This window comes from Brevibacterium sp. ZH18 (genome assembly GCF_022748595.1).
Lineage (GTDB): Bacteria > Actinomycetota > Actinomycetes > Actinomycetales > Brevibacteriaceae > Brevibacterium.
Window position 1 is genome coordinate 68,169 of record NZ_JALDSX010000005.1, and the last position, 25,270, is coordinate 93,438.

The following is a 25,270-nucleotide window of genomic DNA, read 5'->3' on the forward strand; positions in this document are numbered from 1 at the left end:
CTTGTGCTCACAGTTCCCGACTGGCCGGCTGTCGCGGCTGCTGCCGAGCGCGATCTCAGCTCCCGGACACCGGTGGCGGTCCTCAGGGCTGGCAAAGTGGTCGCGGCCAATGCGCCTGCTCGCACCGCGGGAATCGCTGTGGGCAACAACAAACGTGCCGTCGGATTCCGCTGCCCCGAAGCGCAGGTGGCGGCCTGGGACGAGGACGTGGACAATAAGCACTTCTCCGCCGGGGTCGGAGCGCTCGAAGACCTCGTGGCCCGGTTCACCTTGTTGGGTCCCGGAACGTTGGCGATCCCTCTCGACTCGCTCAGGCACGGCTATGCCGATGAGCCCAGTGCAGTCGAAGATCTGATCTCGGAGCTCGTGTCTGCAACCGGGTGGGAGTTCTTCCCAGGCATCGCCGACACCGTGTTCGCAGCAGTGCTCGCAGCTGGCCAGGCGCGACGGGTCGAACCGGGCGAGACCGTGAACTTTCTGGCAGCACAGCCGATCACCACTTTGGAGTACGCCGGGGCAGAGGTCGCCAAGCTCATCGACACCTTCACCCACCTGGGTCTGCGCACCCTGGGCGCCCTGGCTCGACTCGACGCGAAGGATGTGAACTCGCGATTCGGAGCGCCGGGTCGACACGCTCATGACCTGGCCACAGGCTCCGAGAGGAGGCCACTGCACGATCATGTCCGTGAGGACGGGCTGACTGCCGAACTCGGTCTGGAGGCACCGACAACCCGCAGTGACACGCTGGGCTTCCTGACCCGCCAGCTTGCCGCGGATCTGCTGACCAAGGTGCGCCGGCTGGGGCTTGTCTGCACGCAGATCACAATCGAACTCGTTGCGGTCTCCGGGCAGTCCTCGAAACGGACCTGGCGGATCGAGGACATGAACGAGAACACCATTGCGGACCGTCTGCGCTGGCAGGCAGAAGGCTGGCTCGCCGGTGCCGCCCGGGGTGGAAGCTCTGCTGGGAGCGCACGGACCGATGGGAAAGCCGCTGCCCGAAGCAGGCGTGCCCATGATTTCGACATCCCCGACGAACCGGCACCGGATCCGGAGGACTTCTCTGAGGAGGGGATCATCGCTCTTCGCCTCGTGGCTGCGGAGCTGACCACGCCCATCGGTGCCACGAAGAGTCTGTTCGATGAGAACACCGGGCAGGTCACCCACACTCTGGAGCGCCTGCAGGGCCTGTTCGGACCTGATTCGGTCCTGGTCCCCGGACTCCAAGGCGGATGGGACCCGAGCGAGACGAACCTGTGGACCCCGTGGCAGCAGAAGTCCGTCCCGGTGCGCAGCCCCGGAGCCCCCTGGCCCGGAGCGCTGCACGCACCGCGACCCACGACGGTTGAGCATGTGGCCGTCGATGTGCTCACCGGCGACGGACGGACTGTGGGAGCACGCCCCGCGGGTCTGGAATCGACACCCGCCGCGATCCGATTTCCGACCGGAGCCACTGAGGCGATCACCGACTACTCCGGCTCCTGGCCTGTCGAATCCGGGTGGTGGGACCCCGAGCGCGCCACCTACCGAACCCGTCTGCAGGTCGTCACCGAATCCGGGCAGGCGCTTCTGCTGAGCAAGGAGAACGGCCAGTGGCACATCACCGGCCGATACCGCTGATGGGCTTTTCGAATCCGCGCACACCCTGGTCCGAGCTGGCCCGACGCCTCGAAGGCAAAGAGACTGGCAAGGAGGCAGGCAAGGAGGCAGGCAAGGAGGCAGGCAAGGAGACTGGAAAAGAGACAGACGGCAGGCAGGTCAGGGACAGACACGTCACCAGCAAACAAACCACCAGCAGACAAGCCACCAGCAAACAAGTTACCGACAGACAGACGGTCGACAAGCATGCCGATGGCTCCGACGCGCCTGCCTTCTCCCGTCCCGATCGCCACCAGGTCTCGGTCGGCCCCGGTGGGTCCGATGGGCGCGACCGGTACTCGGGTCCTGGTCAGGGCCCAGTCCTGCGCACCTCGACCGTCGAGTGGGCCGAGCTGCATGTGCACTCCCAGTTCAGCTTCCTCGACGGCGCGTCCGACCCCGAGGAGCTTGTAGCAGCAGGGGCAGCCGCCGGGCTGACGTCCCTAGCGCTGACCGATCACAATGGTCTCTACGGTGCCGTCCGCTTCGCCCATGCCGCCGCCGAGGTGGGTCTTCCCACAGTGTTCGGCTCCGAGCTGTCCGTGGGGCTGAGGGAGAAGATCCCCGGCCAGACCGATCCCGATGCCACCCACCTGCTCGTCCTGGCTCGTGGGGTCGAGGGGTACCACCGGCTGTCGACCGCCATCACCGAGGCGAACCTGGCCGGGGAGAAGAACCGGCCGGTGTTCGGCCTCGAAGAGCTGGCCGCGATGAGTGGGGACTGGACGATCCTCACCGGCTGCCGCAAGGGACCTCTGCGCCGAGCATTGAATGATCCCGACGGCGGACTTGGAGCCCTGCGCGACCTCGTCGCGCTCTTCGGCCCCGACCACCTCGCCGTCGAACTCAGCCGGGACGGAACCCCAGATGACGATGAACGTCTGCGCCACCTCGGCGAGTTGGCCCAGCGGACGAATCTGCCCATCGTGGCCAGCAACAGCGTGCACTTCGCCACCCGGGCACAGTGGAAGTCAGCGCAGGTGAGAGCCTCGGTACGGTCCCGGCTGTCCTTGGACGAACTGGCCGGGTGGCTGCCGGCGACGGCGAATGCCCGGATCCACACGGGGGAGGAGATGGCCGCGCGCTTCCCTCGGCAGGCTTTGAAGAACGCTGTGGCCATCGGTGAGGAATGCTCTTTCGTCCTGGGCTCGGCCCGCCCGGACCTGCCGCGCGCCCCGATGCCCGATGCTCGTGGGGGCGAAGAGTATCTGCGGGAACTCATCGAGGACCGAGGCGCCAGACGCTACGGGGCCCGGACGGCGAATCCGAAGGCCTGGGCTCAGCTCGACCGGGAGATGGAACTCATCGCGCAGCTGGGGTTCTGCGGGTATTTCCTCATCGTCTACGACATCACCGAGTTCTGCCATCGGTCGAGCATCTTCTGCCAGGGCAGAGGCTCGGCGGCGAACTCAGCGGTCTGCTATGTCCTCGGCATCACCGCAGTCGACGCGGTCAAGCACGAGCTTCTCTTCGACCGGTTTCTGTCTCCGGATCGCAAGGGGTATCCGGATATCGACATCGACATCGAATCCGGCCGTCGGGAAGAGGTCATCCAGTACGTCTACGATCATTTCGGCCGTGAGCGCGCCGCCCAGGTCGCCAACGTCATCACCTATCGGGCGAAGTCGGCCATTCGAGATGCCGCCTTCAGCCTCGGCTACGAACCCGGTCAGCAGGACGCATTCTCGAAGTCCAGCAACCGCTGGTCGGCCCTGCCCGAGGCCGACGACTCCCCGGTCCCGGCCCCGGTGCTGAGGATCGCGGGCGACCTCCTCGGCTCGCCCCGCCACCTGGGCATCCACTCGGGCGGCATGATCCTCGCCGATCGACCCATCGGCGAGGTTGTCCCGATCGAGAAGGCCACGATGGGCCATCGCACCGTCGTCCAATGGGACAAGGACGACTGTGCGGCCATGGATCTGGTGAAGTTCGACCTGCTGGGGCTGGGCATGCTCACAGCACTTCACGAGATGGTCGACCTGGTCCACCAGCACACGGGTGAGCTCATCGACCGGGCCGACATCGACGACGAGGACGAGGGTGTCTATGAGATGCTCCGGCGAGCCGACGCTGTGGGGGTCTTCCAAGTCGAATCTCGGGCTCAGCTGGCGACTCTGCCCCGCCTGCGCCCGGAGACGTTCTACGACCTCGCCGTCCAGGTCGCGCTCATCCGCCCCGGGCCCATCCAAGGTGGGTCCGTTCACCCCTACATTCGTCGCCGGCAGGGCCTCGACGAGGTCGAATACCTCCACCCGCTGCTGCAGAAGTCCTTGGCCAAGACCTACGGGGTGCCGCTGTTCCAGGAGCAGCTCATGCAGATGGCCATCGACGTCGGCGGCTTCACCGGGGCCGATGCCGACCAGCTGCGGCAGGCGATGGGCTCGCGCCGGTCCGAGAAGCGGATGACCGAACTCGCGGCGAAGTTCCAGACCGGGGCCGCGGCCAAGGGCGTCGAGGCCGAGACCGCCGAGGCGATCTTCTCCACCATCGCGGCGTTCGCGAACTACGGATTCCCCGAATCCCATGCGATCAGCTTCGCGAACCTCGTCTATCAGTCGGCCTGGTTCAAATACCACCACCATGCGGCGTTCACCACGGGGCTGCTGCGCAGTCAGCCGATGGGGTTCTACTCTCCGCAGTCGCTCGTCGCCGACGCTCGCCGTCACGGTGTGCCGATCCTGCCCGTGGACATCCGCCACTCGATGGCGGGCAGCGATCTGGAACGCACGGCAGCCTCGGGGGAGTTCGGGATCCGTTTGGGACTCGACTCGGTCGCCCATGTCGGCACCATCGCCGAGGTGATCGTGACCGAACGCGCGAACGCGCCGTTCACCTCGGTGGCGGACCTGGCCGAACGGACAGGAATCGGCAAGCAGGCACTCGAAGGACTCGCGACCGCCGGTGCGCTGCGCGGCTTCGACCTCGACCGCAGACAGGCGCTGTGGTTGGCAGGCGGGGTCGCCGGTGCTCATCCGGGTGTGCTGCCGGGCACCGCGACCCTGTCCTCGGCGCCGACCCTACCGACCATGGACGCCTTCGACACGACTCTGGCCGAGCTGTTCTCGACCGGAATCACCGTCGACGGATACCCGACAGAGATCCTGCGGCAGTCCCTGACCGAGCGCGGATACGCTTCGACGGCAGACGCGGCGGCGGCCCCGGACGGGACCCGGATGACGGTGGCCGCCATCGTCACACACCGGCAGCGCCCGGCGACCGCCTCGGGGATCACATTCATCAACCTCGAGGACGAATTCGGGATGCTCAACGTCGTCGCCACGGCCGGGCTGATGAAGAGGTACCGCTCGGTCGCCACCTCCCGCAATGCTCTGGTGGTCACCGGGCTGATCCAGCGCGGGGGAGAGGTCGTGAGCCTCTACGCGCACAAGCTCATCCCACTCGAGGTGCAGCTGCCGACGAAGGCCCGCAACTTCCGCTGAGCCCGAACCTGCCCGAGTCACCGCCCGCTGATGATGTGTGACGGAACATGACGTCACATGACATGAAGATGACGAGTTCGCCTCAGCGAACTCGGAGAGTCGATGAGAGTAGAGCCATCACCACCACTCGACCCACTCGCACGAACGATTGCGGGCGGACCCGTCACACCCGAAGGAGACATCATGGCTCAGTCATTCGAAACCCGCCAGATCCACGCCGGTCAGACGCCTGATCCGGTCACCGGAGCACGCGCGCTGCCCATCCACCAGACGACCTCGTTCGTCTTCGACAGCAATGAGACGGCCGCGAACCGCTTCGCGCTGACCGAGCTCGGCCCGATCTACACGCGTATCACGAACCCGACCACCGAGGTCGTGGAGAACCGAATCGCCGACCTCGAAGGCGGTGTCCACGCCGTTCTCACAGCATCCGGTCAGTCGGCAGCGCTCCTGGCGATTACGAACATCGCCGAAGCCGGTGACCACATCGTCGCCAGCTCCAGCCTCTACGGCGGAACCTACAACCTCCTTCACGTGACCCTGCGCAAGCTGGGCATCGACACCACGTTCGTTGACGTCGATGACCTCGACGCATGGAAGTCGGCAGTGCAGGACAACACGAAGCTCTTCTTCGCCGAGGTTGTCTCGAACCCCCGCTCCGACGTCCTCGACATCACAGCAGTGGCCGACATCGCCCACGCAGCCGGTGTGCCGCTCTTCGCCGACAACACCCTGGCCAGCCCGTACCTGGTCCGTCCGATCGAGCACGGCGCCGACGTCGTCCTCCACTCGGCCACGAAGTACCTCGGCGGGCACGGCAACTCGATCGCCGGCGTCGTCGTCGACAGCGGAAACTTCGACTACGGGACGAACCCGGAGAAGTTCCCCAGCTTCAACAACCCCGACGAGTCCTACAACGGCCTCGTCTACGCCCGCGACCTCGGCGCCGACTCCGCATTCGGTGCCAACGTCTCCTTCGGCCTCAAGGCTCGCGTCCAGGGTCTGCGCGACCTCGGCCCGGCAGCCAGCCCCTTCAACGCCTTCCTCATCGCGCAGGGAATCGAAACCCTGAGCCTGCGCATCGAGCGTCACGTCGAGAATGCGAAGAAGGTTGCCTCCTACCTCGAAGGCCATGAGCAGGTCACTCGCGTCGCCTATGCCGGTCTCGAGTCCAGCCCTTGGAATGAGAATGCGAAGAAGTACCTGCCCAACGGCGTCGGTTCGGTCCTCGCCTTCGACATCGCCGGTGGCTTCGATGCCGCTGTGGCATTCGTCGACGCTCTCGATCTGCACTCGCACGTGGCCAACATCGGTGACGTCCGCTCGTTGGTCATCCACCCGGCGTCCACGACTCACGCACAGCTGGACGAAGAGGCTCAGGTCGCCGCTGGCGTGAACCCTGCCCTGGTGCGTCTGTCGGTGGGGCTCGAAGGCATCGACGACATCATCGCCGACCTCGACAAGGGCTTCGCCGCTGCTGCAGCGAATGCGTCGGCCGCAGCCTGACATGACCACCCAGAGCACCTCCGTCGAGCGCATTCTGGGCTTCGTCACAGACTCCGGACACACGTTCGGGACTGTCGAGGTCGCCTACGAAACCTTCGGCACACTCAACGCGGACCGCAGCAATGCGATCCTCATCGAGCACGCCCTGACCGGCGATACCCGGGCCACCGACTGGTGGGCGGGAATCGTCGGTCCGGGCGAGGCGATCGACACGAATGAGTATTTCGTGGTGTGTGCGAATTCGCTCGGCGGGTGCTCGGGGACCACCGGTCCGCAGTCGATCTATGACGACGGGCTGGCCTACGGCTCAAGGTTCCCCGCGGTCACGATCCGCGACATGGCTCGACTCGAACACAATCTGACCCAGATCCTCGGCATCGACTCCTGGCACGCCGTCATCGGCGGGTCGATGGGTGGGGCCAGGGCTCTCGAATTCGCTCTGCTCGACAAGCGCAAGGTGAAGAAGTGCGCCGTCATCGCGGCGCCGGCATTCTGCGAGGCCGACCAGATCGCCTGGGCGATGATGCAGGAACGTGCGATCGAACTCGACGCGGACTACTACTCCGGCGACTACACGGCCGTGGGTCGGTTTCCCGGACAGGGTCTCGGCCTGGCGCGTCAGATCGCCCACCTGACCTACCGCAATGATGCGGAGCTCAACCAGCGCTTCTCCCGCAGACGCAGGTCGCCCGACTACTACGAGGTCAGCTCGTATCTCGACTACCAGGCCAAGAAGCTGACAGCTCGCTTCGATCCGCACAGCTACGTCGTCCTCACCCGAGCTCTGCGCGACCACGATGTGCGCACCGGCCGCTCGTCTGACCTGCCCACCGCGCTGGCCGATGCCTGCACCGACAACCTCGTCATCTCTGTGTCCTCGGACCGGCTGTTCCCGCCTGCCCAGGTCGAGCTGCTAGCACAGAACCTCCCTGGTGCTGTCTCATATCACGTCATCGAATCCGATGTCGGACACGACGGCTTCCTGACCGAGACCGCTGCAGTCTCGGCTGCGCTCACGGACTTCCTGCGCGCCTGAACCGAACTGTCGAACAAGGCCTGGGCACCTCTCGACCACCTCATCACTGAAACCCAACTCCGCATCATCAGCAAAGCCGAGGGCCGCACAGCACTGAAGCTGTACGGCCCTCGGCCTTTGTGTGTCGGGGTTCAAGGTCTGAGCGGTCCGCTTACCTTTGTGCCTTCGCCTTCGCCGACTTCCCTGACTTGGCGGCTGCATCCGCCTTCGCTGCCTTCCGCAGCTGCTTCTCATCGACCGGGTAGTCCTGCTGGGCGCGGGCATGCCGGTAGTAATCGGCAGCTTCCTTCTGACGCTTCGCCTCGACGCCCGTGGCGATCGTGGCGCGTCGATGCTCGTCGCCGTACCCGAAGGCGTCGACCAGGTCGAGCGCATTGTCGGCGAGTTTGTCGCAGAGACGATTGAGCGTCTCGTTGAGCTGACGGGCCCGCATCATCGGCAGGCGACCGTACATGAGGTGCCAGCCGACGTGCTTCTCGATGAGGCTGAGTCCGTAGGTGTCGCGCAGGCGGCGGAAGACCTTGGCCTGATCAGGTTCGGTCTGCTCCTTCATCACCTCGTCGAGGGCTTTCCACTTCTCCAACTCGACATAGGCGCGGGCCATTTCGATGAACTCGTGCTGGTGGAAGTTGAACAGTTCCGCGGCCTTGTCTGCAGGCATCTTCGCGGCCGGGCGAAGATTCTGGGCGAGCCCGGAGACCATGACCTCGACCCTGGTCTCGAGCAGAGAGCGCTGAAGTTTGCCGGAGCGGATCCGCCGGTCGCTGAGATTGAGCGTGAACAGATCGGAGATCGACTGGCCCGCATTCACCAGCCCTGTCCGGTAGATCGTACGTTCGGCCGCCTGCGTGCCGATGTAGCGAGCGGCTCCTCTCACGTCGATGTTCGCGAACTCCTTCGCATAGTCGCCGAGGATGCGCTTGCCCACCAGCTGCAGCAGCACAGTGTTGTCACCTTCGAAGGTTGCGTAGACGTCGAGGTCGGCGCGCAGGCCGACGAGACGGTTCTCGGCCATGAAGCCGGCACCGCCGCAAGCTTCCCGGCACTCCTGGATGACGTCGAGGGCCATCCACGTCGAATCCGCTTTGAACCCTGCGGCCCGGGTCTCGAGCAGAGCACGATTCTCCTCGCTGTCATCGGCGCCGGAGAAGACCTCTTCGAAGGAGATCAGCAGCTTCTCGTGCGCCAGCGCCGAGGCATACACCGAAGCGACGGCCGGCATGAGCCTGCGCTGATGCTGCTGGTAGTCGAGCAGAGTGACCTCGTTGATGTCATCGGCACTGTTGAATTGCTTGCGCTCGAGTCCGTAGCGCACTGCGATGTCGAGGGCCAGCTTCGACGCGACCACCGAAGCGCCATCGAGGGACACACGTCCCTGGACCAGGGTGCCGAGCATCGTGAAGAAGCGGCGCCCGGGGGATTCGATGGGCGAGGAGTACGTGCCGTCGGCAGTGACCGATCCGTACCGGTCGAGGAGGTTGAACCGCGGGATCCTGACACCATCGAAGGTGATCCGGCCGTTGTCGACGCCCTTGAGTCCGCCCTTGAACATATCGTCCTCAATGCCGATGCCCGGCATCGGCTCACCCGCGTCGTCGCGGATGGGGACGAAGAACGCATGCACGCCGTGGTTGACACCGGCGGTGATGAGCTGAGCGAAGACGACTGCGGCACGTGCGTCCCGGGCTGCGTTGCCGATGTATTCCTTCGTTGCTGCCCGGAACGGGGTGTCGATGACGAATTCCTCGGACTCAGCCGAGTAGGTGGCAGTCGTTCCGACCGCTGCAACGTCCGATCCATGACCGATCTCCGTCATGGCGAAGGAGCCCAGCAGCTCGCCCTTCTGCGCGGCCAGCAGCCAGGCCTCATGCTGGGCGGGGTTGCCCAGGTGCAGGATGGCTCCGCCGAAGAGGCCGAACTGGACGCCTGCCTTGATCTGGAGACTCGGCGATGCGGTGACGGTCTCCTCGAAGCTTGCGATGTTGACGGCGTGCTCGTTACGACCGCCCATCGACTTCGGTAGGCCTGTCAGCGGCAGTTCGGTCTCGGCCATGAGCTGGACGCCGCTGAGTGTGCGCTCCCGTGCGGCCTCGAGATCATCGGTCGGATCCTCGTGCGTGACCTCATTCTGCGCCAGCGAGCGGCCCGTGCGTCGGGCCTCGGCCCAGCGGCCGTCGAGGATCGCGTTGAGCGCCTGTGGATCGAGGGACAGCTTCATTCGTCTACTCCTAGTTTGTCGGGCAGCGAGGCCCAGAGCCATTGACTGATTGCGGTGGCGAATTCATCGGGCTGACCGGGATCGGTCAGCCAGTTCTCGGTGGCGGCACGGACGAATCCGATCGCGCCTGCAGCCCACAGCTGACCGCGCGAGCCCTCGAGCCCGAGTCGGTCGGCGAGGAGACTGGCGATGTCGTTGAAGAATCCGCCGGTCTCCGTGGGGGCGAATCGGTTGACCGCGGTGTCGCAGAACCGATAGATGCTCGGGGAGTCTGCGGCGAGCCTGACGAAGGCACGGATCATCTCCGTGAGCGACTCCCGCGCCGAGGCGGCCGTTTCCTCATCGTCGACCGCCGGGTCGTCGTTGGCTGCAGAAAAGTCGTGGACCGGGGCGGCGTCGTCGAGCGACTTCGTGATGACGTCCATCGCCCATTCGCCCATGGCCGCCTGCAGGCCCGCGCGATCGGTGAAATACCGATAGAGCACGGACTTCGTCGTTCCCGAGTGCTCGGAGATCTGATCCATCGAGAGGTCGTCGCCGTGTTCGTCGACGACATGGCGGACGGCACGCAGCAATTCGCGACGCCTGTGGTCGCGATGTTCCTGCCATCTGGTGGAACGGCCGTCTGTGAGCGATTTCATGCAACAGACGGTATCAGGTACTGTCGGTAACAGTTAAATCCATATACCGGAGGTGCAAATGTCCACTCCCAATCAGCGCGCCGTCATCCTCGGCGGCAACCGCATTCCGTTCGCTCGTTCGAACAAGCAGTACGCGAAGGCCAGCAATCTCGACATGCTCACGAGCGCCCTCGACGGGCTCGTCGCCCGGTACGGTCTCGCCGGTGAGAACATCGGTGAAGTCGCCGGCGGTGCAGTCCTCAAACATTCGAAGGACTTCAACCTGACTCGTGAAGCCGTGCTCGGTTCTGCCCTGGCACCCACCACACCGGCCTTCGACCTCGGTCAGGCGTGTGCCACCGGACTCGAAGCCGTCGTGAGCCTCAACAACAAGATCAACGCCGGTCAGATCGAATCGGGGATCGCTTCGGGCGTGGACTCGGCGTCCGATGCCCCGATCGTCGTCAGCGATTCGATGCGCGAGATCCTGCTTGAGCTGTCACGGGCGAAGACCTTGCCGCAGCGTGCGAAGATCGCCGCCCAGATCCGCCCCGCTCATCTGGCCCCTCAAGCCCCTTCGACGGCTGAGCCGCGCACGGGCTTGAGCATGGGCGAGCATCAGGCGATCACGACCGCCAAGTGGCAGATCACGCGTGAGGCCCAGGACGAACTCGCTCTGGCTTCGCACCGCAATCTCGCCGCGGCTTGGGACGAAGGGTTCTTCGATGACCTCTCAACTCCCTACCTCGGCGTCAGTCGCGACACCAATCTGCGCCCCGACTCGACTCCCGAGTCGATGGCCAAGCTCTCACCGGTGTTCGGCAAGAAGCTGAGCACTCCGGCGACGATGACCGCAGGCAACTCGACTCCGCTCACTGACGGCGCCTCATCCGTGCTGCTCGGCAGCGAGGACTGGGCTGAAGCTCACGGATACACGCCCTTGGCTCGTCTCGTCGACGCCGAGGCTGCAGCCGTTGACTTCGTCGACGGGGCAGAGGGCCTGCTCATGGCTCCTGCCTACGCGGTGCCCCGACTGCTGGCCCGCAACGGCCTGACCTTCGACGACTTCGATGTGTTCGAGATCCACGAGGCTTTCGCCTCGACCGTGCTCTGCCATATGGCCGCGTGGGAGTCCGAGGAGTTCTGCCGTGAGAAGGCCGGACTGGACAAGGCCCTGGGCTCGATCGACCGTGCCAAGCTCAATCCGTTGGGTTCGAGCCTGGCCGCCGGACACCCGTTCGCAGCCACCGGTGGACGCATCATCGCCTCCACCGCGAAGCATCTCAAGCTCACCGGCAAGAAGAGGTCGTTGGTCTCGATCTGCGCAGCAGGCGGCCAGGGCCTCACCGCGATTGTGGAGGCAGTATGAAAGACACATACCTGGGCCTGGTCAACGGCCCTCTGAAGCAGGTCGCGAAGACCCTCGGTCTTCCACAGCCTGTCGAGCTCCAGCGCTTCGACTCGACACCTGAGAGCTATCGCAAGAAGCCGGTCCTGGTCCTCGGGGCGGGCGCGGACGCGCAGAAGCTGGCCGACCTGCTGCTCGAGAACGGCTTCGAGGTGCGTCGCCACTCGACTGCGGGAGAGTCACTTCGCGCCATCATCGCCGTCCTCGACGATGTGTTGACGCCGACAGACCTGTCGGAGACCGTGCTCGGAATCGGCTCCGCACTGCGCTCTCTGGCCAAATGCGGTCGGGTCATCACGATCTCGACGGCACCGGACGCGGCGAACCAGTCGCCCGAACAGGCAGCGGTCACCCAGGGGATCACGGGACTCACCCGGTCCCTGGCACACGAGATGCGGGCCGGATCGACGGCCAACGGAATCCTCCTTGACGGTGTCGACATGCACGCACCGTCGGTGGCCACGGCTCTGTGGTTCCTGCTGTCAGGAAAATCGGCGTACGTCTCCGGCCAGTTCGTCACGGTGTCCTCGCAGGAGGGAAACCCGACGAGCATGGAGGCGTTCCTGTCCACGGGTGCCGCAGGCCCTCTGGCAGGTCGCACAGCCGTTGTGACCGGAGCAGCCCGCGGAATCGGTGCGGCCATCGCCCGCAACCTCGCCCGCGACGGCGCGCAGCTCATCGGCGTCGACATGCCCCAGGCCGGACAGGCTCTGGCCGAGGTGATGAACGAGGTCGGCGGCAGAACGCTCCAGCTCGACATCACCGCGGAGACCGCTGCTGAGAAGATCGCCGAGGCGGTCGGTGGAAAGGTCGACATCCTCGTCCACAACGCGGGCATCACCCGAGACAAGATGCTTGCGAACATGGACGCCTCCCGCTGGGATTCGGTCATCGCCGTCAACATCGCCGCACAGGCGCGCATCAACGCGCACCTCAGCGACAAGGGCCTCTTCGCCGACGGCTCACAGGTCGTGTCCCTGGCATCGACCTCGGGCATCGCGGGCAACCGCGGGCAGACGAACTATGCGACTTCGAAGGCTGGTGTCATCGGACTCACGGCAGCCTCGGCGGGGGACTTCGCCCATCGTGGCGGCACGATCAACGCCGTCGCACCCGGGTTCATCGAAACCGACATGACGGCCAAGATGCCTGCACTGACCCGTCAGGTCGCACGCCGGCTCTCGAGCCTGCAACAGGGCGGACAGCCCGTCGATGTCGCCGAGACCATCGGATTCCTCGCCTCGGCGGGGGCTCGCGGGATCAACGGCACGACGTTGCGCGTATGCGGCCAGAACATGGTGGGTGCCTGATGGCCAAGGACTCGATGCTCCCGGTCTATGCGAAGGCCCTGCTTAAGGCCCTTCCGCTCGGCACACGGACGGGACCCGACCTTCCGCGGCGTGCCCTGGACCGCAGTGTGCCCATCGAAGCCGACGCCTACGCCGGCTTCACCAGTGTCGTCGGCGCCGGGCTGAGCAACATCGTCCACCCCGGATATCTGCACGTCCTCGCATTTCCGCTGAGCATGCAGCTGCTCAGCGACCCCGAGGTGCCGCTGCCGATGATGGGGATGGTCCACATCGGCAACCGGATCGACGTCCTCGGCCCCGTTCACATCGGGGACAGCGTTGACATGCACGTTGAGCTCGCCGGTCCGTTCCAGCATCCGTCGGGCACCACGATCGAGGTCAACGTCTTGATGAAGGTCGAGGGCGTGCTCAAGCTGCGCGAGACTTCGACGTATCTGGCCAAGGGCAAGAAGCTGCCGAACGCCGAGCCGAAGGACCACGCGCCGCGTGAGGAGTTCATTGCTCCCCAGCACACTGCGCTGTGGCGACTCGACCCGATCATCGGCAAGCGGTATGCGCATGCCTCAGGGGACTACAACCCGATCCACCTCAACGGACTCGCCGCGAAGGGCTTCGGCTTCCCCCGCGTCATTGCCCACGGAATGTACGGCGCCTCGCGTGCTCTGTCCGCGGTCGATACGCGACTCGAGTCGTACCGCTGGGACGTGTCGTTTGCCAAGCCCGTGTTGTTGCCGTCGACTGTCGGTTTCGCGATCACCGAGGGGCGTCGACACTTCGCGTCGACGTTCGCGATCTTCGACCTCAAATCGGGCAAGCCGCACATCCTCTCTGAGGTCTCGGAGCTGCGGGACTGAGGTCTCGGAGCTGCGGGACTGAGGTCTCGGATCACAGCGAATGCGGTGCGGAAACTGCGCTGAAACGGTGCTGACCATCCCTGGTCAGCACCGTTTCTGCGTCTCTAGGAAGAGCCGGAAGTGCCATGCGTCACAAATGGCCGATCCGATTTTGCGTGGTCGAAACTCGCGTGTAAAGTAATCTCTGTTGCAAGCGCGAGTGGCGGAATTGGTAGACGCGCTAGCTTGAGGTGCTAGTGCCCAACTTATCGGGCGTGGGGGTTCAAGTCCCCCTTCGCGCACAGCAGAGAAATGGCCTCCGGATCTGATCCGGGGGCCATTTCGCTGTCCTCTCGCATCCCCTCGCCGCAGTTGAGATACCGTGGATCCCGTCAGCATCTTCGCACTCTTCCGACTGGAGACCACCGTGTACGATTTCAGCGCCGCCGAGGCCGAGGTCACGTCCCTGTGCCAACAGCTCATCCGCATCGATACCCAGAACTGGGGCGGCAACAAAGCTAATCCAGAACGGCCTGCCGCTGACCTCATCGCTTCCTGGTTCGAAGAGGTCGGGCTGAAGTCCACGATCGTCGAGTCGGAACCCGGCCGGGCCTCGCTGGTCGCACGTATCAAGGGCACCGATCCGGACGCGCCGGCGCTCGTCGTCCACGGCCACACCGATGTGGTCCCGGCCGCCGCCGAGGATTGGAGCGTCGACCCGTTCGCCGGCGTCATCAAGGACGATCTGCTGTGGGGCCGCGGTGCGGTCGATATGAAGGACATGGACGCGATGATCATCGCCTCGGTCCGTGCGATGCTGCGCCAGGGGCTCCGCCCTCGTCGCGACCTCATCATCGCGTTCTTCGCCGATGAAGAGGCAGGCGGGAACTACGGAGCCCGCTATGTCGTGCGCAACCATCCCGAACTCTTCGACGGCGCCACCGAGGCGATCTCCGAGGTGGGCGGCTATTCGGTCGATGTCCGCGGACAGCGCGTCTACCTGATCCAGACGGCTGAGAAGGGCCTCGCCTGGCTCAACCTCATCGCCCATGGCACAGCGGGCCATGGATCGCAGCGCAATGACGACAACCCTGTCACCCGGCTGGCGGCCGCCATCGCTCGCATCGGCGAGTACGCGTGGCCGCAGGAGATCCCGATCGCGACCAGGCAGCTGCTCGAAGGGGTTGCCGAGATCACCGGTATCGAATTCCGCGCCGATACGATCGGAGAGCTGCTGGCGGAACTCGGCTCGGTCGAGAAGTTCGTCGCTCCGACCCTGCAGAACACCTCGAACCCTTCGTTCCTCAACGCCGGCTACAAGCACAATGTCATTCCCGGTACGGCCACGGCCTACGTCGACTGCCGGACCCTGCCCGGCCAGCACGAAGATGTGATGCTCAAGATCAAGGAGCTCGCGGGGGAGGGCATCGACATCGAAGCCAATGACGAGGGCAACGCCCTTGAAGCACCCTTCGACACTCCGCTCGTCGCGCAGATGCAGAAGAGCCTGCTCGACGACGATCCGACGGCGAAGGTCCTGCCGTACACGCTCTCGGGCGGCACGGACAACAAGTCGATGGCGGAGCTGGGGATCACCGGCTACGGATTCGCTCCGCTGCAGCTGACCGGCGACCTCGACTTCCCGGCGATGTTCCACGGAGTCGACGAGCGGGTGCCGATCTCTGCGCTCAAGTTCGGGACTCGGGTCCTCGGCGACTTCCTGATGAAGGCCTAGTCGACGGCATAATCGTAATCGCGATCCCGGCGAGCACCAGGACGGCGCTGATGACCGTCGTGGTGCTCACCAGGGATCCCGGGATGGGCAGCACCAGATCAAGCAGGAGTGCACCCAAGAGATTGCCGAAGAGCGAGAACAGACTGAGCAAGAGCACGCCGAGCCGCGCCACAGTCAAAGCGGTGAGTCCGATGAAGATGACTCCGAATGCTCCGCCGAGCAGCATCCACCATTGAGTCGGCTCTGTCGGGAATCCCTCCCATCGCACTCCGCCGAGCATGATGACCGCGGCGGCCACGAGGAGGGCGGCGAATCCGATGGCGAAGTTCACGGTCGTGGCGACAACGGCCGAACCGGTGGCGGACTTGATCCGGCCGTTGCACGCCTGCTGGACAGACGTCAGCGCTCCGGAGACGAAGGGCAGCAGCAGTGCCCAGAGCGGGACGCCGAGATTCATCCTCTCCGATGCTCCGAAGACAAGGGCTGCGATGACGACGATGACTCCGAATACCCGGACGACCGTCATCCGCTGCTTCCCACCCGGGGGCAGTTTCGTCGAGTCGACGGCGAGGCCGCCGGTGACCTGACCGGAGACGAAGGCCATCGTGAACATCGCGACGCCCATGACAGGCACTGTCGTGGCCTGAGCGATGACGACGAGCGCGCCGCTGAGTCCGCCGAGCAGCATCCACCACGGCATTGTCCGTGTACGCAGCACGTGGAACAGGGTGCGAGCCGCATCTCGGGAACGAGATGAGCAGAGCAGAGCCGTGCCCGCGAGGATGAGCCCGACGGCGAACGAGACCAGAGCGGCGAAGACGGCATGGCCCAACAGCGGACCGAGCATTCCATTGGCTCGGCCCTGCAGAGACATGGCACCGCCGGCCGTGATGGTGACGAGGCCGGCGAAGAGGACAGGGAGGAGCGCAGAGGGCGACTTCACAACGGCGGCGTCAGCTGCTCAGCGTCAGAGGCATGATCTTCCGGCGCAGCCAGACCGTCCGGGTCCCGCCGACGGAGATGCGCGTCCGGGCCAGCTCCCATTTGCCGTATTCGGCTTCGTCGTTGAGTTCCTGCAGACTCACAGACCGGGGAACATCCTTGGAGAAGGAAACCTTGCGGAACTCGTAGGTCATCCGCGGACGCTGACGTTTCATAGGCCCACTGTAAACGATGTGGGCTAGTCTTGATCGCATGCCCGTCATCGTCCTCCTGCGCCACGGTCTCTCAACTGCGAACACAGCTGGGATCCTCGCTGGACGCGCTCCCGGCGTGTCGCTGACCGATCAGGGCGTAAGCGCTCTCGAGTCCACGTTGCGGATGCTGCCTCACCGCGGCTTCTCCCGCCTGCTGCACTCGCCGCTGCAGCGGTGTGAGCAGACCGCCAGACTGGCCGCATCTCACGCAGAATTCGCTGCGATCGAAGCCGACGAGGACATCATCGAACTCGACTATGGCGAGTGGACGGGGCGCAGCCTGCGAGATCTCGCTTCCGAGCCCGAGTGGAAGACCGTGGTCGAGCATGCTTCCCAGGCGCAGTTCCCCGGCGGGGAATCGATCGCCGAGGCGGCCGACCGTGCCGTGGGGCGGGTCCGATCCGTGGTCGAGGAGCTCAGAGCCGAAGAGGCAGCACGGCGTGTGGAAGCCGAAGCAGCCGCAGCAGTCGAAGCAGCCGCAGCCGCTGGGAGAGAATCTCCTGCCACGGCCGACATCCGCCAGTGGGCGATGCTCGTCTCCCACGGAGACATCATCAAGGCCATCATCGCCGACGCGCTGGGCATGCCCCTGGATGACTTCCAGCGGATCGCCGTAGCACCTGGATCATTCACGGTCATCGACTACTCGGGACGCCACCCGGTTCTGACGGCGATGTCGGTGACTGCAGCCGGCCTCGCCGAGTCGGGAACTCCGGGCGGCGGGGGACTGCACTAGCGCAGACCCTGCGCTCTCAGGAGACCCTGCGCTCTCAGGAGAGCCGGCAGATCAGCCCGCGGCGAGGACGCCTGTGCCGAGCAGGATGTAGAGCACGATGCCCAAGGCCACGCGGTACCAGACGAAGATTCCGAACGACTTGGTTTTGACGTATCCGAGGAACCAATGGATGACGAAGAGGCCGAGGATGAAGGCGATGATCGTGGCCATGATCGTCGGACCCCACCCGATGACCATGTCTGAGGCGCCCAGACTCTTGTAGACGCTGTAGAAGCCTGAGCCCAGCACAGCGGGAATGGCGAGCAGGAACGAATAGCGGGCAGCCTCGGGGCGGGAGAATCCCATGAACCGGCCGGCCATGATCGTGCCGCCCGACCGGGAGACGCCGGGGATGAGGGCCAGTGACTGCGCGAGGCCGAACAGGATGCCCTGCCCCCAGTGCATGTCGTCGAGGGTGCGCTGCTTCTTGCCGACCCAGTCGGCGAGGCCGATGATGAGGCCGAAGACGATGAGCATGGTCGCGGTGATCCACAGGCTGCGCAGAGTGGTCTCGATGGCGTCCTGGAACAGCAGTCCGAGGACGACGATCGGAATCGATCCGATGATGATCAGCCACCCGAGACGGACCTCGGGGTCCTTGCGATCGTGTTTGCCGACCAATGCCTTGCACCACTTGGAGATGATCGAGACGATGTCTTTCCAGAAGTAGACGACGACAGCAGCCTCGGTGCCGATCTGAATGATCGCGGTGAAGAATGCGCCGGGATCCTTGCCCGGCAGCATCAGCTCACCGACGATGCGCACGTGGGCCGAGGATGAGATCGGCAGGAACTCCGTCAGAGCCTGAACGATTCCGAGCACGGCGGCAACCAGCCAGTCGTACATGCGTCTCCTTGAGAAAGTGGGGTGGGAACGAGACCACGGTAGTCGCGGAATCGGGTAACCTCAACAATCATGAAGCAACAACGCCTCGGCACCACCGGTCTTGCTGTCAGCGATGTGGGTCTCGGGACCTTCGAATGGGGTCACCGGGTCGATGCCGCGGTCGCCCAAAGGCTCGTGGATTCGTACGTCGGTGCAGGTGGGAACCTCATCGAGCTTCCCTCGTCGGGTGTCAACGCAGCCCATGTCCTGTCCCAGCTGAGTCTTCCTGGGGAGATCATGCTGATTGCCCGAGTGGGCGTGTCCGTGCGTGAGTCATCCCACATCGACGTCGGTCTGGGCCGGGCTCGCATCCTCGATCAGGTCGACGCTCTGCTGCGGGCCACGGGGCGGGAGCACATTGACATCCTCGTCCTCGACGTCTTCGATCCGGACGTCGCTCGGACGGAGACCGCCTCGGCGATCGACACCCTGCTGACCCTGGGAAAGATCCGCTATGTCGGAGTCTCCCACCATGCAGGTTGGGAACTGGCGGAGATGCGCGGGGCCGGAGTGCCCATCGCGTGTGCGCTCACCGAATACTCTCTGCTCAACCGAGATGCCGAAAGTGACTTGGCGCCGGCCGCGAACTATGCGGGAGTCGGACTCATCGCTGGAGCCGCATTGGGCAGGGGAGTGCTCAGCGACAAATATCGACGGGGCACCCCGCAGGATTCACGCCTGGCTGGTGAGCTCTCCGAATACGTCAACGCTTACCTCGACGATCACTCCGGGCGAGTCCTGGCCGGTGTGCGCAAAGCAGCGGCGGCCCTGGGCGTGACGACGACCGATATCGCGCTGGCCTTCAATCGGCATCGCGGAATCAGCTCATCGCTGGTCTCAGCGCGAACGCCGGAGCAGCTGACTCAGATCCTGTCCAGCGATGTGGAACTCGAGCCTGAGATCGCCGAGGTGCTCGACCAGATCTCCTGACCGCTCGAGCAGATCTCCTGACCGCTCGAGTCAGTCGTCCTCGTCGTCCTCGACGGCGAAGTCCCCGTCGAGCTCATTGTCATCGTCATCCTCCTTGGCATCTTCGACATCGTCGAAGAGCTCGAAGGGAGTGACCTCGTCGTAGGCGGTGTAGATCGCGTCTTCGTAGATTTCGAAGGCATCGGCCAAGGCCATGTATGCGGCCTCGACACGAGGGTCTTGGTCTCCATTGCGGTGTGCGGATGCAGCGTAGTGTTCCCTGACTGCTTCGAGGAATGCGTCCAGGGCCTCACGAGGATCAGTGCTCATGACTCAAATGTATCCCAGGCAGGACTGACATGTAAGTCTTTGAACTAGGCTGGAGGCATGGCAGCTTTATACGACCACCCAGCCCCGGAACGATTCGTCGTCGGCACGATCGGTCTGCCGGGGGAGCGCACCTTCCTCCTGCAGGCGAAGTCCGGGTCGGTCCTCACCTCGGTGGTGGTCGAGAAGGAACAGGTCGAGATCCTTGCGGATCGGATCACCGAACTCCTCGACATGGTCATGGTCAAAGATCCTGTCGCCCGAGTGCCCCAGACCGCGATCGATGACCGCATCGACAATGCCGGGCTGAGTGTGCCCATCGAACCCGAGTTCCGTGTCGGAACCATGAGTCTGGGCTGGGACACGGTGGTGCACGAACTCGTCGTCGAGTGCTTCGAACTCACGGAAGAGGACACGCAGTCGGGAACCTCTGCCGACCCCGACGATGACGAAGTCGAACGCGATGTCCTGCGTGTCGTCCTCGACGCGGCAGGGTCACGCGAATTCGCCAGACGCGCCGATCAGGTCGTCTCTGCGGGCCGCGGCGACTGCCCGTTCTGCTCATTGCCGCTCGAGCCCGACGGACATCTGTGCCCGCGCGCCAACGGGATCGCCCGCACCTGATCGATCATGCAGACTTCGACGACTGATCCGAACTCGACCGGCAGCTCTGATCCCGACGAACGCGCCGGGTCCGGAGAGGCAGCAGGTGCTGGCGGAGGCGACTCTCTCGATCACCGGGAGTTCGTCGAGGCGGCGCTTGAGCGCGGCGAATGCACCGTGATGGGATCGATCCCTCGCGCCAGCAACGACACACGCCTCGTCGTCGTCGAATACGCCGGCCACCACCTGCGTGCCGTGTACAAGCCCAGCGGGGGTGAGGTTCCGCTGCGTGACTTCCCGCCGCAGACCCTGGCCCTGCGCGAAGTCGCCGCTTATCGACTGAGCGCGCACCTCGACCTCGGGGTCGTCCCGCCGACTGTGCTGCGCGATGACCTGCCCGAAGGGATCGGGTCGCTTCAGGCCTACGTCGAGGCCTCCGGAGACGATGAGTCGATCACGCTCACGAGCATTGACGGCATCCCGGCCGAGCACACCCCGATGTTTGCCCTGCGCACCGAGGACGGCGCGGATCTCGTGCTCTCCCATGCCATTGACGACGACCTCCGGGCGATCGCCTTCTTCGACCTGCTGGCGAACAATGCGGACAGGAAGGCTGGACACGTCATCCATGGCAGCTATCTGCCGTGGGCGGGGCCGAGGAGCATCGGCTCATTCGGCATCGACAACGGTCTGACCTTCCACGAGGAGGAGAAGCTGCGCACTGTCGTGTGGGGATTCTCTCAGTCGTCGTTCCGCATTGACGAGGTCGACGCTCTGGACGACGTCTCAGCGATGAACGACGACCTCGTGTCCGTCCTCGAGGACTGTTTGTCGGCACCCGAGATCGCTGCGCTCAAAGGTCGTGGTCAGGCTCTGGCCGAATCGGGTTTCTTCCCGGACCCGCCCGATGATCGCACTGTCATTCCTTGGCCGCCGATCTAGCATCCACGATCGAGCTGGAAACTGATCTGGGGCGAGGTTGCGAAACCTGGCCGAGACCCGGCAGCTCGAGGAAGTGCCGTTCGGCGGTGACTCGGTTAGGCTGGTCCCCGTGAAGTCATGGTCCGAACCTCAGTTGCCCCGCCTCACCAGCTCCGGAAAGGTGCCGACAGTCTTCGACACCGGCACCCGGAGTCCACGCACTCTCAAAGGGCGTGACCAGAAGGCCGGCCTCTACGTCTGCGGAATCACCCCGTACGACGCCACCCACCTCGGTCACGCGGCGACCTATGTCGCCTTCGACCTGCTCAACCGCATCTGGCGCGACGCCGGCCTCGACGTGACGTACGTGCAGAACACGACCGATGTGGATGACCCCCTGCTGGAGAGGGCCGACGCCACCGGCGTCGACTGGCGCGAACTCGCCGAGTCGCAGATCGAGCTCTTCCGCGAGGACATGCAGGCTCTGCGCGTGCTTCCTCCTCAGAGCTACATCGGCGTCGTCGAATCAGTTCCGCAGATTGTCAGCGCCGTCGAGGACCTCGTCGCCTCTCGGGCTGCCTACGCACTCGACAATGGTGACGTCTACTACCGAGTTTCGACTCCGATCCACCCGCCCTTCGGCAGCATCAGCCATGATGACAAGGCAACGATGGAGAAACTGTCGGCCGAGCGCGGCGGCGATCCGGAGACACCGGGCAAGGACAATCCGATCGACCCGCTGCTGTGGAAGGCTGCGCGTGAGGGCGAGCCGTCATGGGACGGCGGCAGCCTCGGTCGAGGCCGTCCCGGATGGCACATCGAATGCACTGTCATCGCACAGGACTACGCAGGTATGCCCGTCGATGTTCAGGGCGGCGGCAGCGACCTGGTGTTCCCGCACCACGAGATGAGTGCGGCACATGCTGCGGCGTGGAAGCAGACCCCGCTGGCCAAGACCTATATGCACACCGGAATGGTCGGCTACCAGGGCGAGAAGATGAGCAAGTCGAAGGGCAACCTCGTCCTCGTCTCTCAACTGCGGGCCCAGGGTGTCGACCCGATGGTGATCCGCACCGTGCTCCTGGCGAACCATTACCGCAGCGACTGGAACTTCACCGACGATCTGCTCGAATCGGCCTCGGCGCGGCTGCAGGCGTGGAAGCACGCGGCCATGTGCGAGTCAGAGTGCAGGGAGGGCCTGCGCGATCACATCATCGGGCTTCTGCGGGAGTCGCTGGCCGACGACCTCGACAGCCCACGGGCGTTGGGCATCCTGGACGAATGGGCCGAGCACTATGCCGATTCGCCTGCTGGCCAGAGCGCACCGGTGAGCGGAGACCGAGTCGCAGACGCGGTTGACGCTCTTCTCGGAATCACGCTCGTCGACTGAGACTGCGTGATCGCTGCGCCTGAATCGCTCAGCGCTGTACTTGAATCGCTCGGCGCTGTACTTGAATCACTCACCGCTGCGCCTGAGGCAGCCAGGACGGCTCGGCCTCCTATTTCTCGCGGCCGCGCTTGCGCAGGTAGCGCTCGAATTCGGCAGCGATTGCATCACCGCTGGCTTCCGGCAGCTCCGTGGAGTCATTGAGCTGTTCGAGTCCCTTGAGCAGCTCGACCAGGTGCGGATTGAGCTCGACCAGCTCATCGGCGCCGAGTTCCCACGCGCGGCTCTCCTCTTCGAGGACAGGAATGTCGATCTCGACTCCCGTGTACCGCTCGACCGCCGAGGCGAGAGCGAGCTCGGCCTTCGGCGAGGGCGAATCGGTGAGATAGTCAGGCACGCCGACCCACAGGTTGATCGCCCGCAGTCCCCTCCACGCGCTCTCCACACCGAGGAGGCCGAGGATCCCGATCGGCCCTGCGTAACCGTTGACCTCGATGTCCAGATCGGCGGCGAGTCCTGCATCCTCGGTGTTGGCGACAACCGGCAGCGGCCGGGTGTGGGGGACCTCGGCATGGAGACCACCGAGGAGGACGATCGAATCCTCGGGCCCGACCTGGGTGAGGATGAGGGAGAGGAACTCACGCCACTTCAGTCCCGGCTCGTGTCCCTGGATGACAGTGATCGGGGCGCCTTCGTGGACACCCCGATGGACCTCGATGCCCGGCCAGGCGATCGAGGCGCGCCCGTTCTCATCGCGGACGATTTCCGGTTCGGAGAAGCGGAACTCGTAGAACCCGTCGGTGTCCAAGATCTCACTGTCGTCGAGCCGCCAGACATCGATGAGATCTTTGACCAATGAGCTGGCGGCTTCGGACGCATCTGCGTCCTGTCCCTCGAAGGCGATGAGCACGAGTGCACCGGACCCTGATGGAAGAAAAGTCATGCTTCAACACTACGCTGGAACCATGACGAATCCTGCGGCAGTCCTCTGGGACATGGACGGAACCCTGGTCGATACGGAACCCTATTGGATCCGGGCCGAGACCGAGCTGATGAACGCCCACGGAATCCCCTGGAGCGACGAACAGGGCTTGGAATTCGTGGGCAACGATTTGCTCACCTCGGCGGGGATGATGCGCGACGCTGGTCTCGACCTGCCTGCGGAGCAGATCGTCGACACGCTCCTCGACGAGGTCATCGCCCAGATCCGGCAGGACGTACCGTTTCGACCCGGGGCCCTCGGCTTCCTCGCCGCGCTCGTGGCAGAGGGGATTCCGTGTGTGATGGTCACGATGTCCTACCGGCGACTCGCTGAAGCTGTCATCGCGGCCTGCCCCGACGGCAGCTTCGTCGGACTCGTCTCCGGCGATGAGGTCAGTGCCGGCAAACCCGATCCGGAACCCTACCTCAAAGGTGCGGAAAGCCTGGGTCTCGAGCCGGGCCTCTGTGTCGCGCTCGAAGACTCGAAGCCGGGACTGGCCAGCGCCGAGGCGGCGGGAACGATCGCGATCGGTATCCCTCATCTCGTCGACCTCGAAGCGAAGCCCGACCGGATCCTGTGGTCGAGCCTCGAAGGGGCCACAGTCGACGACCTGCGCGAGCTCACTGCCCAGCGAAGCGCGTGATCTGACGGACTGACGACCGGCGTGACCTCAGGCGCCGACTATCCGCGTGATCTCCGGGGTCGCAGGCGCGCTGTTGCCCCACGCCGGGCAGATGGGTTTGAACGTGCACCAGTTGCACAGGGGAGACTTCTTGGGCCGCCACTTGTCCGTTTCGGCAGCGGTGATGATGTCCTTCCAGATCGCATCGATCTCGAACTCGGTGCGTTCGATGTCGCTCATCGTCGGATGCGACTTCACCACGCTCTGCGAGCCTAGGTACATCAGCTGCAGAGTGTGTACGAGCTCACCGGTGAGTCGGTATTCGACGAGAGCGTAGAAGCCCATCTGGAACTTCGCCTCCCGACCGTACTGGGGTTTGGGCTGTTTGCCCGTCTTGTAGTCGACCAGACGTTTCTCGCCGCCCGGGGCCACATCGACCCTGTCGATGAAGCCGCGCAGCTCGAGGCCGTTATCGAGCGTCGTGCGGACGAACTTCTCGGTCTCGTCGGGCTCGAGATGCTCGGGGAACTCCAGTGAGAAGTAGGCGCGAAGCAGAGATCTGGCGGATGTGAAGAACGTCTCCTTGTCTCCTTCGTCGGTGAAGATCTCGAGGACGCTGGGGTCCTTCTCCACGAGCGCGTCCCAGCTGGGACGCAGCAGAGAATCCGCAGCCTCTTGGGTGCGGCCGTCGGGCGGGAGCGTGAAGAGCTGCTCGAGGACCGAGTGGACGACTGTGCCCTTGAACGCTGCCTGAGAGGGAGGTTCCGGCAGTTTGTCGATGCTGCGGAAACGGAACTTCAGCGGACACTGGATGAAGTCGTTGGCCCGCGAGGGCGAAAGACTGATGAGCTCGGCCATGGAACCACTGTAACGACTCGGCCTGACACGACGCGTCGGCAGGCGTCGGCACCCCGGTCGC

At 64.7% G+C, this 25,270-nt stretch carries 22 protein-coding genes and 1 tRNA gene; 15 read left to right on the top strand and 8 right to left on the bottom strand.

Features of this window, described 5'->3' with window-relative positions; translation table 11 throughout:
• The first annotated feature begins 3 nt into the window (after positions 1–3).
• The 4 genes from MPN20_RS03375 to MPN20_RS03390 all read left to right on the top strand — a co-directional run bounded on the left by MPN20_RS03375 (position 4) and on the right by MPN20_RS03390 (position 7,620).
• Positions 4–1,620, top strand: a complete 1,617-nt coding sequence (locus tag MPN20_RS03375; RefSeq protein WP_242779537.1) for a DNA polymerase Y family protein — start codon at positions 4–6, stop codon at positions 1,618–1,620.
• Positions 1,620–5,078, top strand: coding sequence for an error-prone DNA polymerase (locus MPN20_RS03380; RefSeq protein ID WP_242779653.1), 3,459 nt, complete (start codon positions 1,620–1,622; stop codon positions 5,076–5,078). The genes MPN20_RS03375 and MPN20_RS03380 overlap by 1 nt, the downstream gene beginning before the upstream one ends.
• Before the next feature lie 183 nt (positions 5,079–5,261).
• Positions 5,262–6,584 carry a PLP-dependent transferase gene (locus MPN20_RS03385; RefSeq protein WP_242779539.1) on the top strand — a complete coding sequence of 441 codons (1,323 nt, stop codon included), beginning with the start codon at positions 5,262–5,264 and terminating at the stop codon, positions 6,582–6,584.
• Position 6,585: 1 nt separating this feature from the next.
• Positions 6,586–7,620: a homoserine O-acetyltransferase gene (locus tag MPN20_RS03390; RefSeq protein ID WP_242779541.1), complete on the top strand. Its 1,035-nt coding sequence runs from the start codon at positions 6,586–6,588 to the stop codon at positions 7,618–7,620.
• A 151-nt stretch (positions 7,621–7,771) separates the two neighbouring features.
• Here the strand turns inward: MPN20_RS03390 and MPN20_RS03395 are convergent, their stop codons facing one another.
• Positions 7,772–9,838, bottom strand: a complete 2,067-nt coding sequence (locus MPN20_RS03395; protein ID WP_242779543.1) for an acyl-CoA dehydrogenase — start codon at positions 9,836–9,838, stop codon at positions 7,772–7,774.
• Positions 9,835–10,479, bottom strand: coding sequence for a TetR/AcrR family transcriptional regulator (locus MPN20_RS03400; protein WP_242779545.1), 645 nt, complete (start codon positions 10,477–10,479; stop codon positions 9,835–9,837). The genes MPN20_RS03395 and MPN20_RS03400 overlap by 4 nt, the downstream gene beginning before the upstream one ends.
• A gap of 58 nt (positions 10,480–10,537) precedes the next feature.
• Between MPN20_RS03400 and MPN20_RS03405 the strand changes: the two genes are divergently transcribed.
• The 5 genes from MPN20_RS03405 (at position 10,538) to MPN20_RS03425 (ending at position 15,744) form a co-directional block, all read left to right on the top strand.
• On the top strand, positions 10,538–11,827 hold the full coding sequence (locus MPN20_RS03405; RefSeq protein ID WP_242779547.1) for an acetyl-CoA C-acetyltransferase: 1,290 nt from the start codon (positions 10,538–10,540) through the stop codon (positions 11,825–11,827).
• Positions 11,824–13,176, top strand: coding sequence for a 3-oxoacyl-ACP reductase (locus MPN20_RS03410; RefSeq protein ID WP_242779549.1), 1,353 nt, complete (start codon positions 11,824–11,826; stop codon positions 13,174–13,176). The genes MPN20_RS03405 and MPN20_RS03410 overlap by 4 nt, the downstream gene beginning before the upstream one ends.
• Positions 13,176–14,030, top strand: a complete 855-nt coding sequence (locus MPN20_RS03415) for a MaoC/PaaZ C-terminal domain-containing protein (protein WP_242779551.1) — start codon at positions 13,176–13,178, stop codon at positions 14,028–14,030. Before MPN20_RS03410 ends, MPN20_RS03415 begins: the two co-directional genes overlap by 1 nt.
• A gap of 193 nt (positions 14,031–14,223) precedes the next feature.
• Positions 14,224–14,311 (top strand) — tRNA-Leu (locus MPN20_RS03420).
• Between the two features lie 125 nt (positions 14,312–14,436).
• Entirely contained in the window at positions 14,437–15,744 is a 1,308-nt protein-coding gene (locus MPN20_RS03425) for a M20/M25/M40 family metallo-hydrolase (protein ID WP_242779655.1), read from the top strand.
• On the opposite strand, the gene MPN20_RS17465 is transcribed toward MPN20_RS03425, so the two are convergent.
• The gene (locus MPN20_RS17465; protein WP_242779553.1) at positions 15,698–16,687 is read right to left on the bottom strand and encodes a DMT family transporter; all 990 of its coding nucleotides are present in this window, start codon (positions 16,685–16,687) and stop codon (positions 15,698–15,700) included. The two genes, MPN20_RS03425 and MPN20_RS17465, sit on opposite strands and share 47 nt — an antisense overlap.
• Positions 16,688–16,697: 10 nt before the next feature.
• Entirely contained in the window at positions 16,698–16,901 is a 204-nt protein-coding gene (locus MPN20_RS03435; RefSeq protein WP_242779555.1) for a DUF5703 family protein, read from the bottom strand.
• 37 nt (positions 16,902–16,938) lie between these two features.
• Here MPN20_RS03435 and MPN20_RS03440 point away from each other — a divergent pair, with 37 nt between their 5' ends.
• Positions 16,939–17,676: a histidine phosphatase family protein gene (locus tag MPN20_RS03440; protein ID WP_242779557.1), complete on the top strand. Its 738-nt coding sequence runs from the start codon at positions 16,939–16,941 to the stop codon at positions 17,674–17,676.
• 51 nt (positions 17,677–17,727) lie between these two features.
• Here MPN20_RS03440 and MPN20_RS03445 read toward each other — a convergent pair whose 3' ends face one another.
• On the bottom strand, positions 17,728–18,561 hold the full coding sequence (locus MPN20_RS03445) for an undecaprenyl-diphosphate phosphatase (protein ID WP_242779559.1): 834 nt from the start codon (positions 18,559–18,561) through the stop codon (positions 17,728–17,730).
• Positions 18,562–18,630: 69 nt separating this feature from the next.
• On the opposite strand from MPN20_RS03445, the gene MPN20_RS03450 reads away from it, so the two are divergent.
• Entirely contained in the window at positions 18,631–19,530 is a 900-nt protein-coding gene (locus MPN20_RS03450) for an aldo/keto reductase (protein WP_242779561.1), read from the top strand.
• A gap of 30 nt (positions 19,531–19,560) precedes the next feature.
• On the opposite strand, the gene MPN20_RS03455 is transcribed toward MPN20_RS03450, so the two are convergent.
• Positions 19,561–19,839 (bottom strand): hypothetical protein, encoded by a 279-nt coding sequence (locus MPN20_RS03455; protein ID WP_242779563.1) that lies wholly within the window; start codon positions 19,837–19,839, stop codon positions 19,561–19,563.
• A gap of 57 nt (positions 19,840–19,896) precedes the next feature.
• Here MPN20_RS03455 and MPN20_RS03460 point away from each other — a divergent pair, with 57 nt between their 5' ends.
• From MPN20_RS03460 to mshC, 3 genes are all read left to right on the top strand, one after another.
• Positions 19,897–20,460: a DUF3090 family protein gene (locus tag MPN20_RS03460; protein WP_242779565.1), complete on the top strand. Its 564-nt coding sequence runs from the start codon at positions 19,897–19,899 to the stop codon at positions 20,458–20,460.
• 6 nt (positions 20,461–20,466) lie between these two features.
• Positions 20,467–21,381, top strand: a complete 915-nt coding sequence (locus MPN20_RS03465) for an SCO1664 family protein (protein ID WP_242779567.1) — start codon at positions 20,467–20,469, stop codon at positions 21,379–21,381.
• A gap of 109 nt (positions 21,382–21,490) precedes the next feature.
• Positions 21,491–22,750 (top strand): cysteine--1-D-myo-inosityl 2-amino-2-deoxy-alpha-D-glucopyranoside ligase, encoded by a 1,260-nt coding sequence (gene mshC / locus MPN20_RS03470; RefSeq protein ID WP_242779569.1) that lies wholly within the window; start codon positions 21,491–21,493, stop codon positions 22,748–22,750.
• A 109-nt stretch (positions 22,751–22,859) separates the two neighbouring features.
• On the opposite strand, the gene MPN20_RS03475 is transcribed toward mshC, so the two are convergent.
• Positions 22,860–23,690: a PAC2 family protein gene (locus MPN20_RS03475; RefSeq protein ID WP_242779571.1), complete on the bottom strand. Its 831-nt coding sequence runs from the start codon at positions 23,688–23,690 to the stop codon at positions 22,860–22,862.
• A gap of 22 nt (positions 23,691–23,712) precedes the next feature.
• Here MPN20_RS03475 and MPN20_RS03480 point away from each other — a divergent pair, with 22 nt between their 5' ends.
• Positions 23,713–24,372 (top strand): HAD family phosphatase, encoded by a 660-nt coding sequence (locus tag MPN20_RS03480; RefSeq protein ID WP_242779573.1) that lies wholly within the window; start codon positions 23,713–23,715, stop codon positions 24,370–24,372.
• A gap of 27 nt (positions 24,373–24,399) precedes the next feature.
• On the opposite strand, the gene MPN20_RS03485 is transcribed toward MPN20_RS03480, so the two are convergent.
• Positions 24,400–25,209, bottom strand: coding sequence for a PD-(D/E)XK nuclease family protein (locus MPN20_RS03485; protein ID WP_242779575.1), 810 nt, complete (start codon positions 25,207–25,209; stop codon positions 24,400–24,402).
• Positions 25,210–25,270: the final 61 nt, after the last annotated feature.

Bases quoted from the DNA above. Each gene is read 5' to 3' on its own strand.
- MPN20_RS03405 (WP_242779547.1), top strand. From the start codon at position 10,538: ATGTCCACTCCCAATCAGCGCGCCGTCATCCTCGGCGGCAACCGCATT.
- MPN20_RS03455 (WP_242779563.1), bottom strand. From the start codon at position 19,839: ATGAGCACTGATCCTCGTGAGGCCCTGGACGCATTCCTCGAAGCAGTC.
- MPN20_RS03480 (WP_242779573.1), top strand. From the start codon at position 23,713: ATGACGAATCCTGCGGCAGTCCTCTGGGACATGGACGGAACCCTGGTC.
- MPN20_RS03435 (WP_242779555.1), bottom strand. From the start codon at position 16,901: ATGAAACGTCAGCGTCCGCGGATGACCTACGAGTTCCGCAAGGTTTCC.
- MPN20_RS03410 (WP_242779549.1), top strand. From the start codon at position 11,824: ATGAAAGACACATACCTGGGCCTGGTCAACGGCCCTCTGAAGCAGGTC.
- MPN20_RS03400 (WP_242779545.1), bottom strand. From the start codon at position 10,479: ATGAAATCGCTCACAGACGGCCGTTCCACCAGATGGCAGGAACATCGC.
- MPN20_RS03415 (WP_242779551.1), top strand. From the start codon at position 13,176: ATGGCCAAGGACTCGATGCTCCCGGTCTATGCGAAGGCCCTGCTTAAG.
- MPN20_RS03465 (WP_242779567.1), top strand. From the start codon at position 20,467: ATGCAGACTTCGACGACTGATCCGAACTCGACCGGCAGCTCTGATCCC.
- MPN20_RS03445 (WP_242779559.1), bottom strand. From the start codon at position 18,561: ATGTACGACTGGCTGGTTGCCGCCGTGCTCGGAATCGTTCAGGCTCTG.
- MPN20_RS03395 (WP_242779543.1), bottom strand. From the start codon at position 9,838: ATGAAGCTGTCCCTCGATCCACAGGCGCTCAACGCGATCCTCGACGGC.
- MPN20_RS03460 (WP_242779565.1), top strand. From the start codon at position 19,897: ATGGCAGCTTTATACGACCACCCAGCCCCGGAACGATTCGTCGTCGGC.
- MPN20_RS03485 (WP_242779575.1), bottom strand. From the start codon at position 25,209: ATGGCCGAGCTCATCAGTCTTTCGCCCTCGCGGGCCAACGACTTCATC.
- MPN20_RS03450 (WP_242779561.1), top strand. From the start codon at position 18,631: ATGAAGCAACAACGCCTCGGCACCACCGGTCTTGCTGTCAGCGATGTG.
- MPN20_RS03390 (WP_242779541.1), top strand. From the start codon at position 6,586: ATGACCACCCAGAGCACCTCCGTCGAGCGCATTCTGGGCTTCGTCACA.
- MPN20_RS03440 (WP_242779557.1), top strand. From the start codon at position 16,939: ATGCCCGTCATCGTCCTCCTGCGCCACGGTCTCTCAACTGCGAACACA.
- MPN20_RS03385 (WP_242779539.1), top strand. From the start codon at position 5,262: ATGGCTCAGTCATTCGAAACCCGCCAGATCCACGCCGGTCAGACGCCT.
- MPN20_RS03380 (WP_242779653.1), top strand. From the start codon at position 1,620: ATGGGCTTTTCGAATCCGCGCACACCCTGGTCCGAGCTGGCCCGACGC.
- MPN20_RS03475 (WP_242779571.1), bottom strand. From the start codon at position 23,690: ATGACTTTTCTTCCATCAGGGTCCGGTGCACTCGTGCTCATCGCCTTC.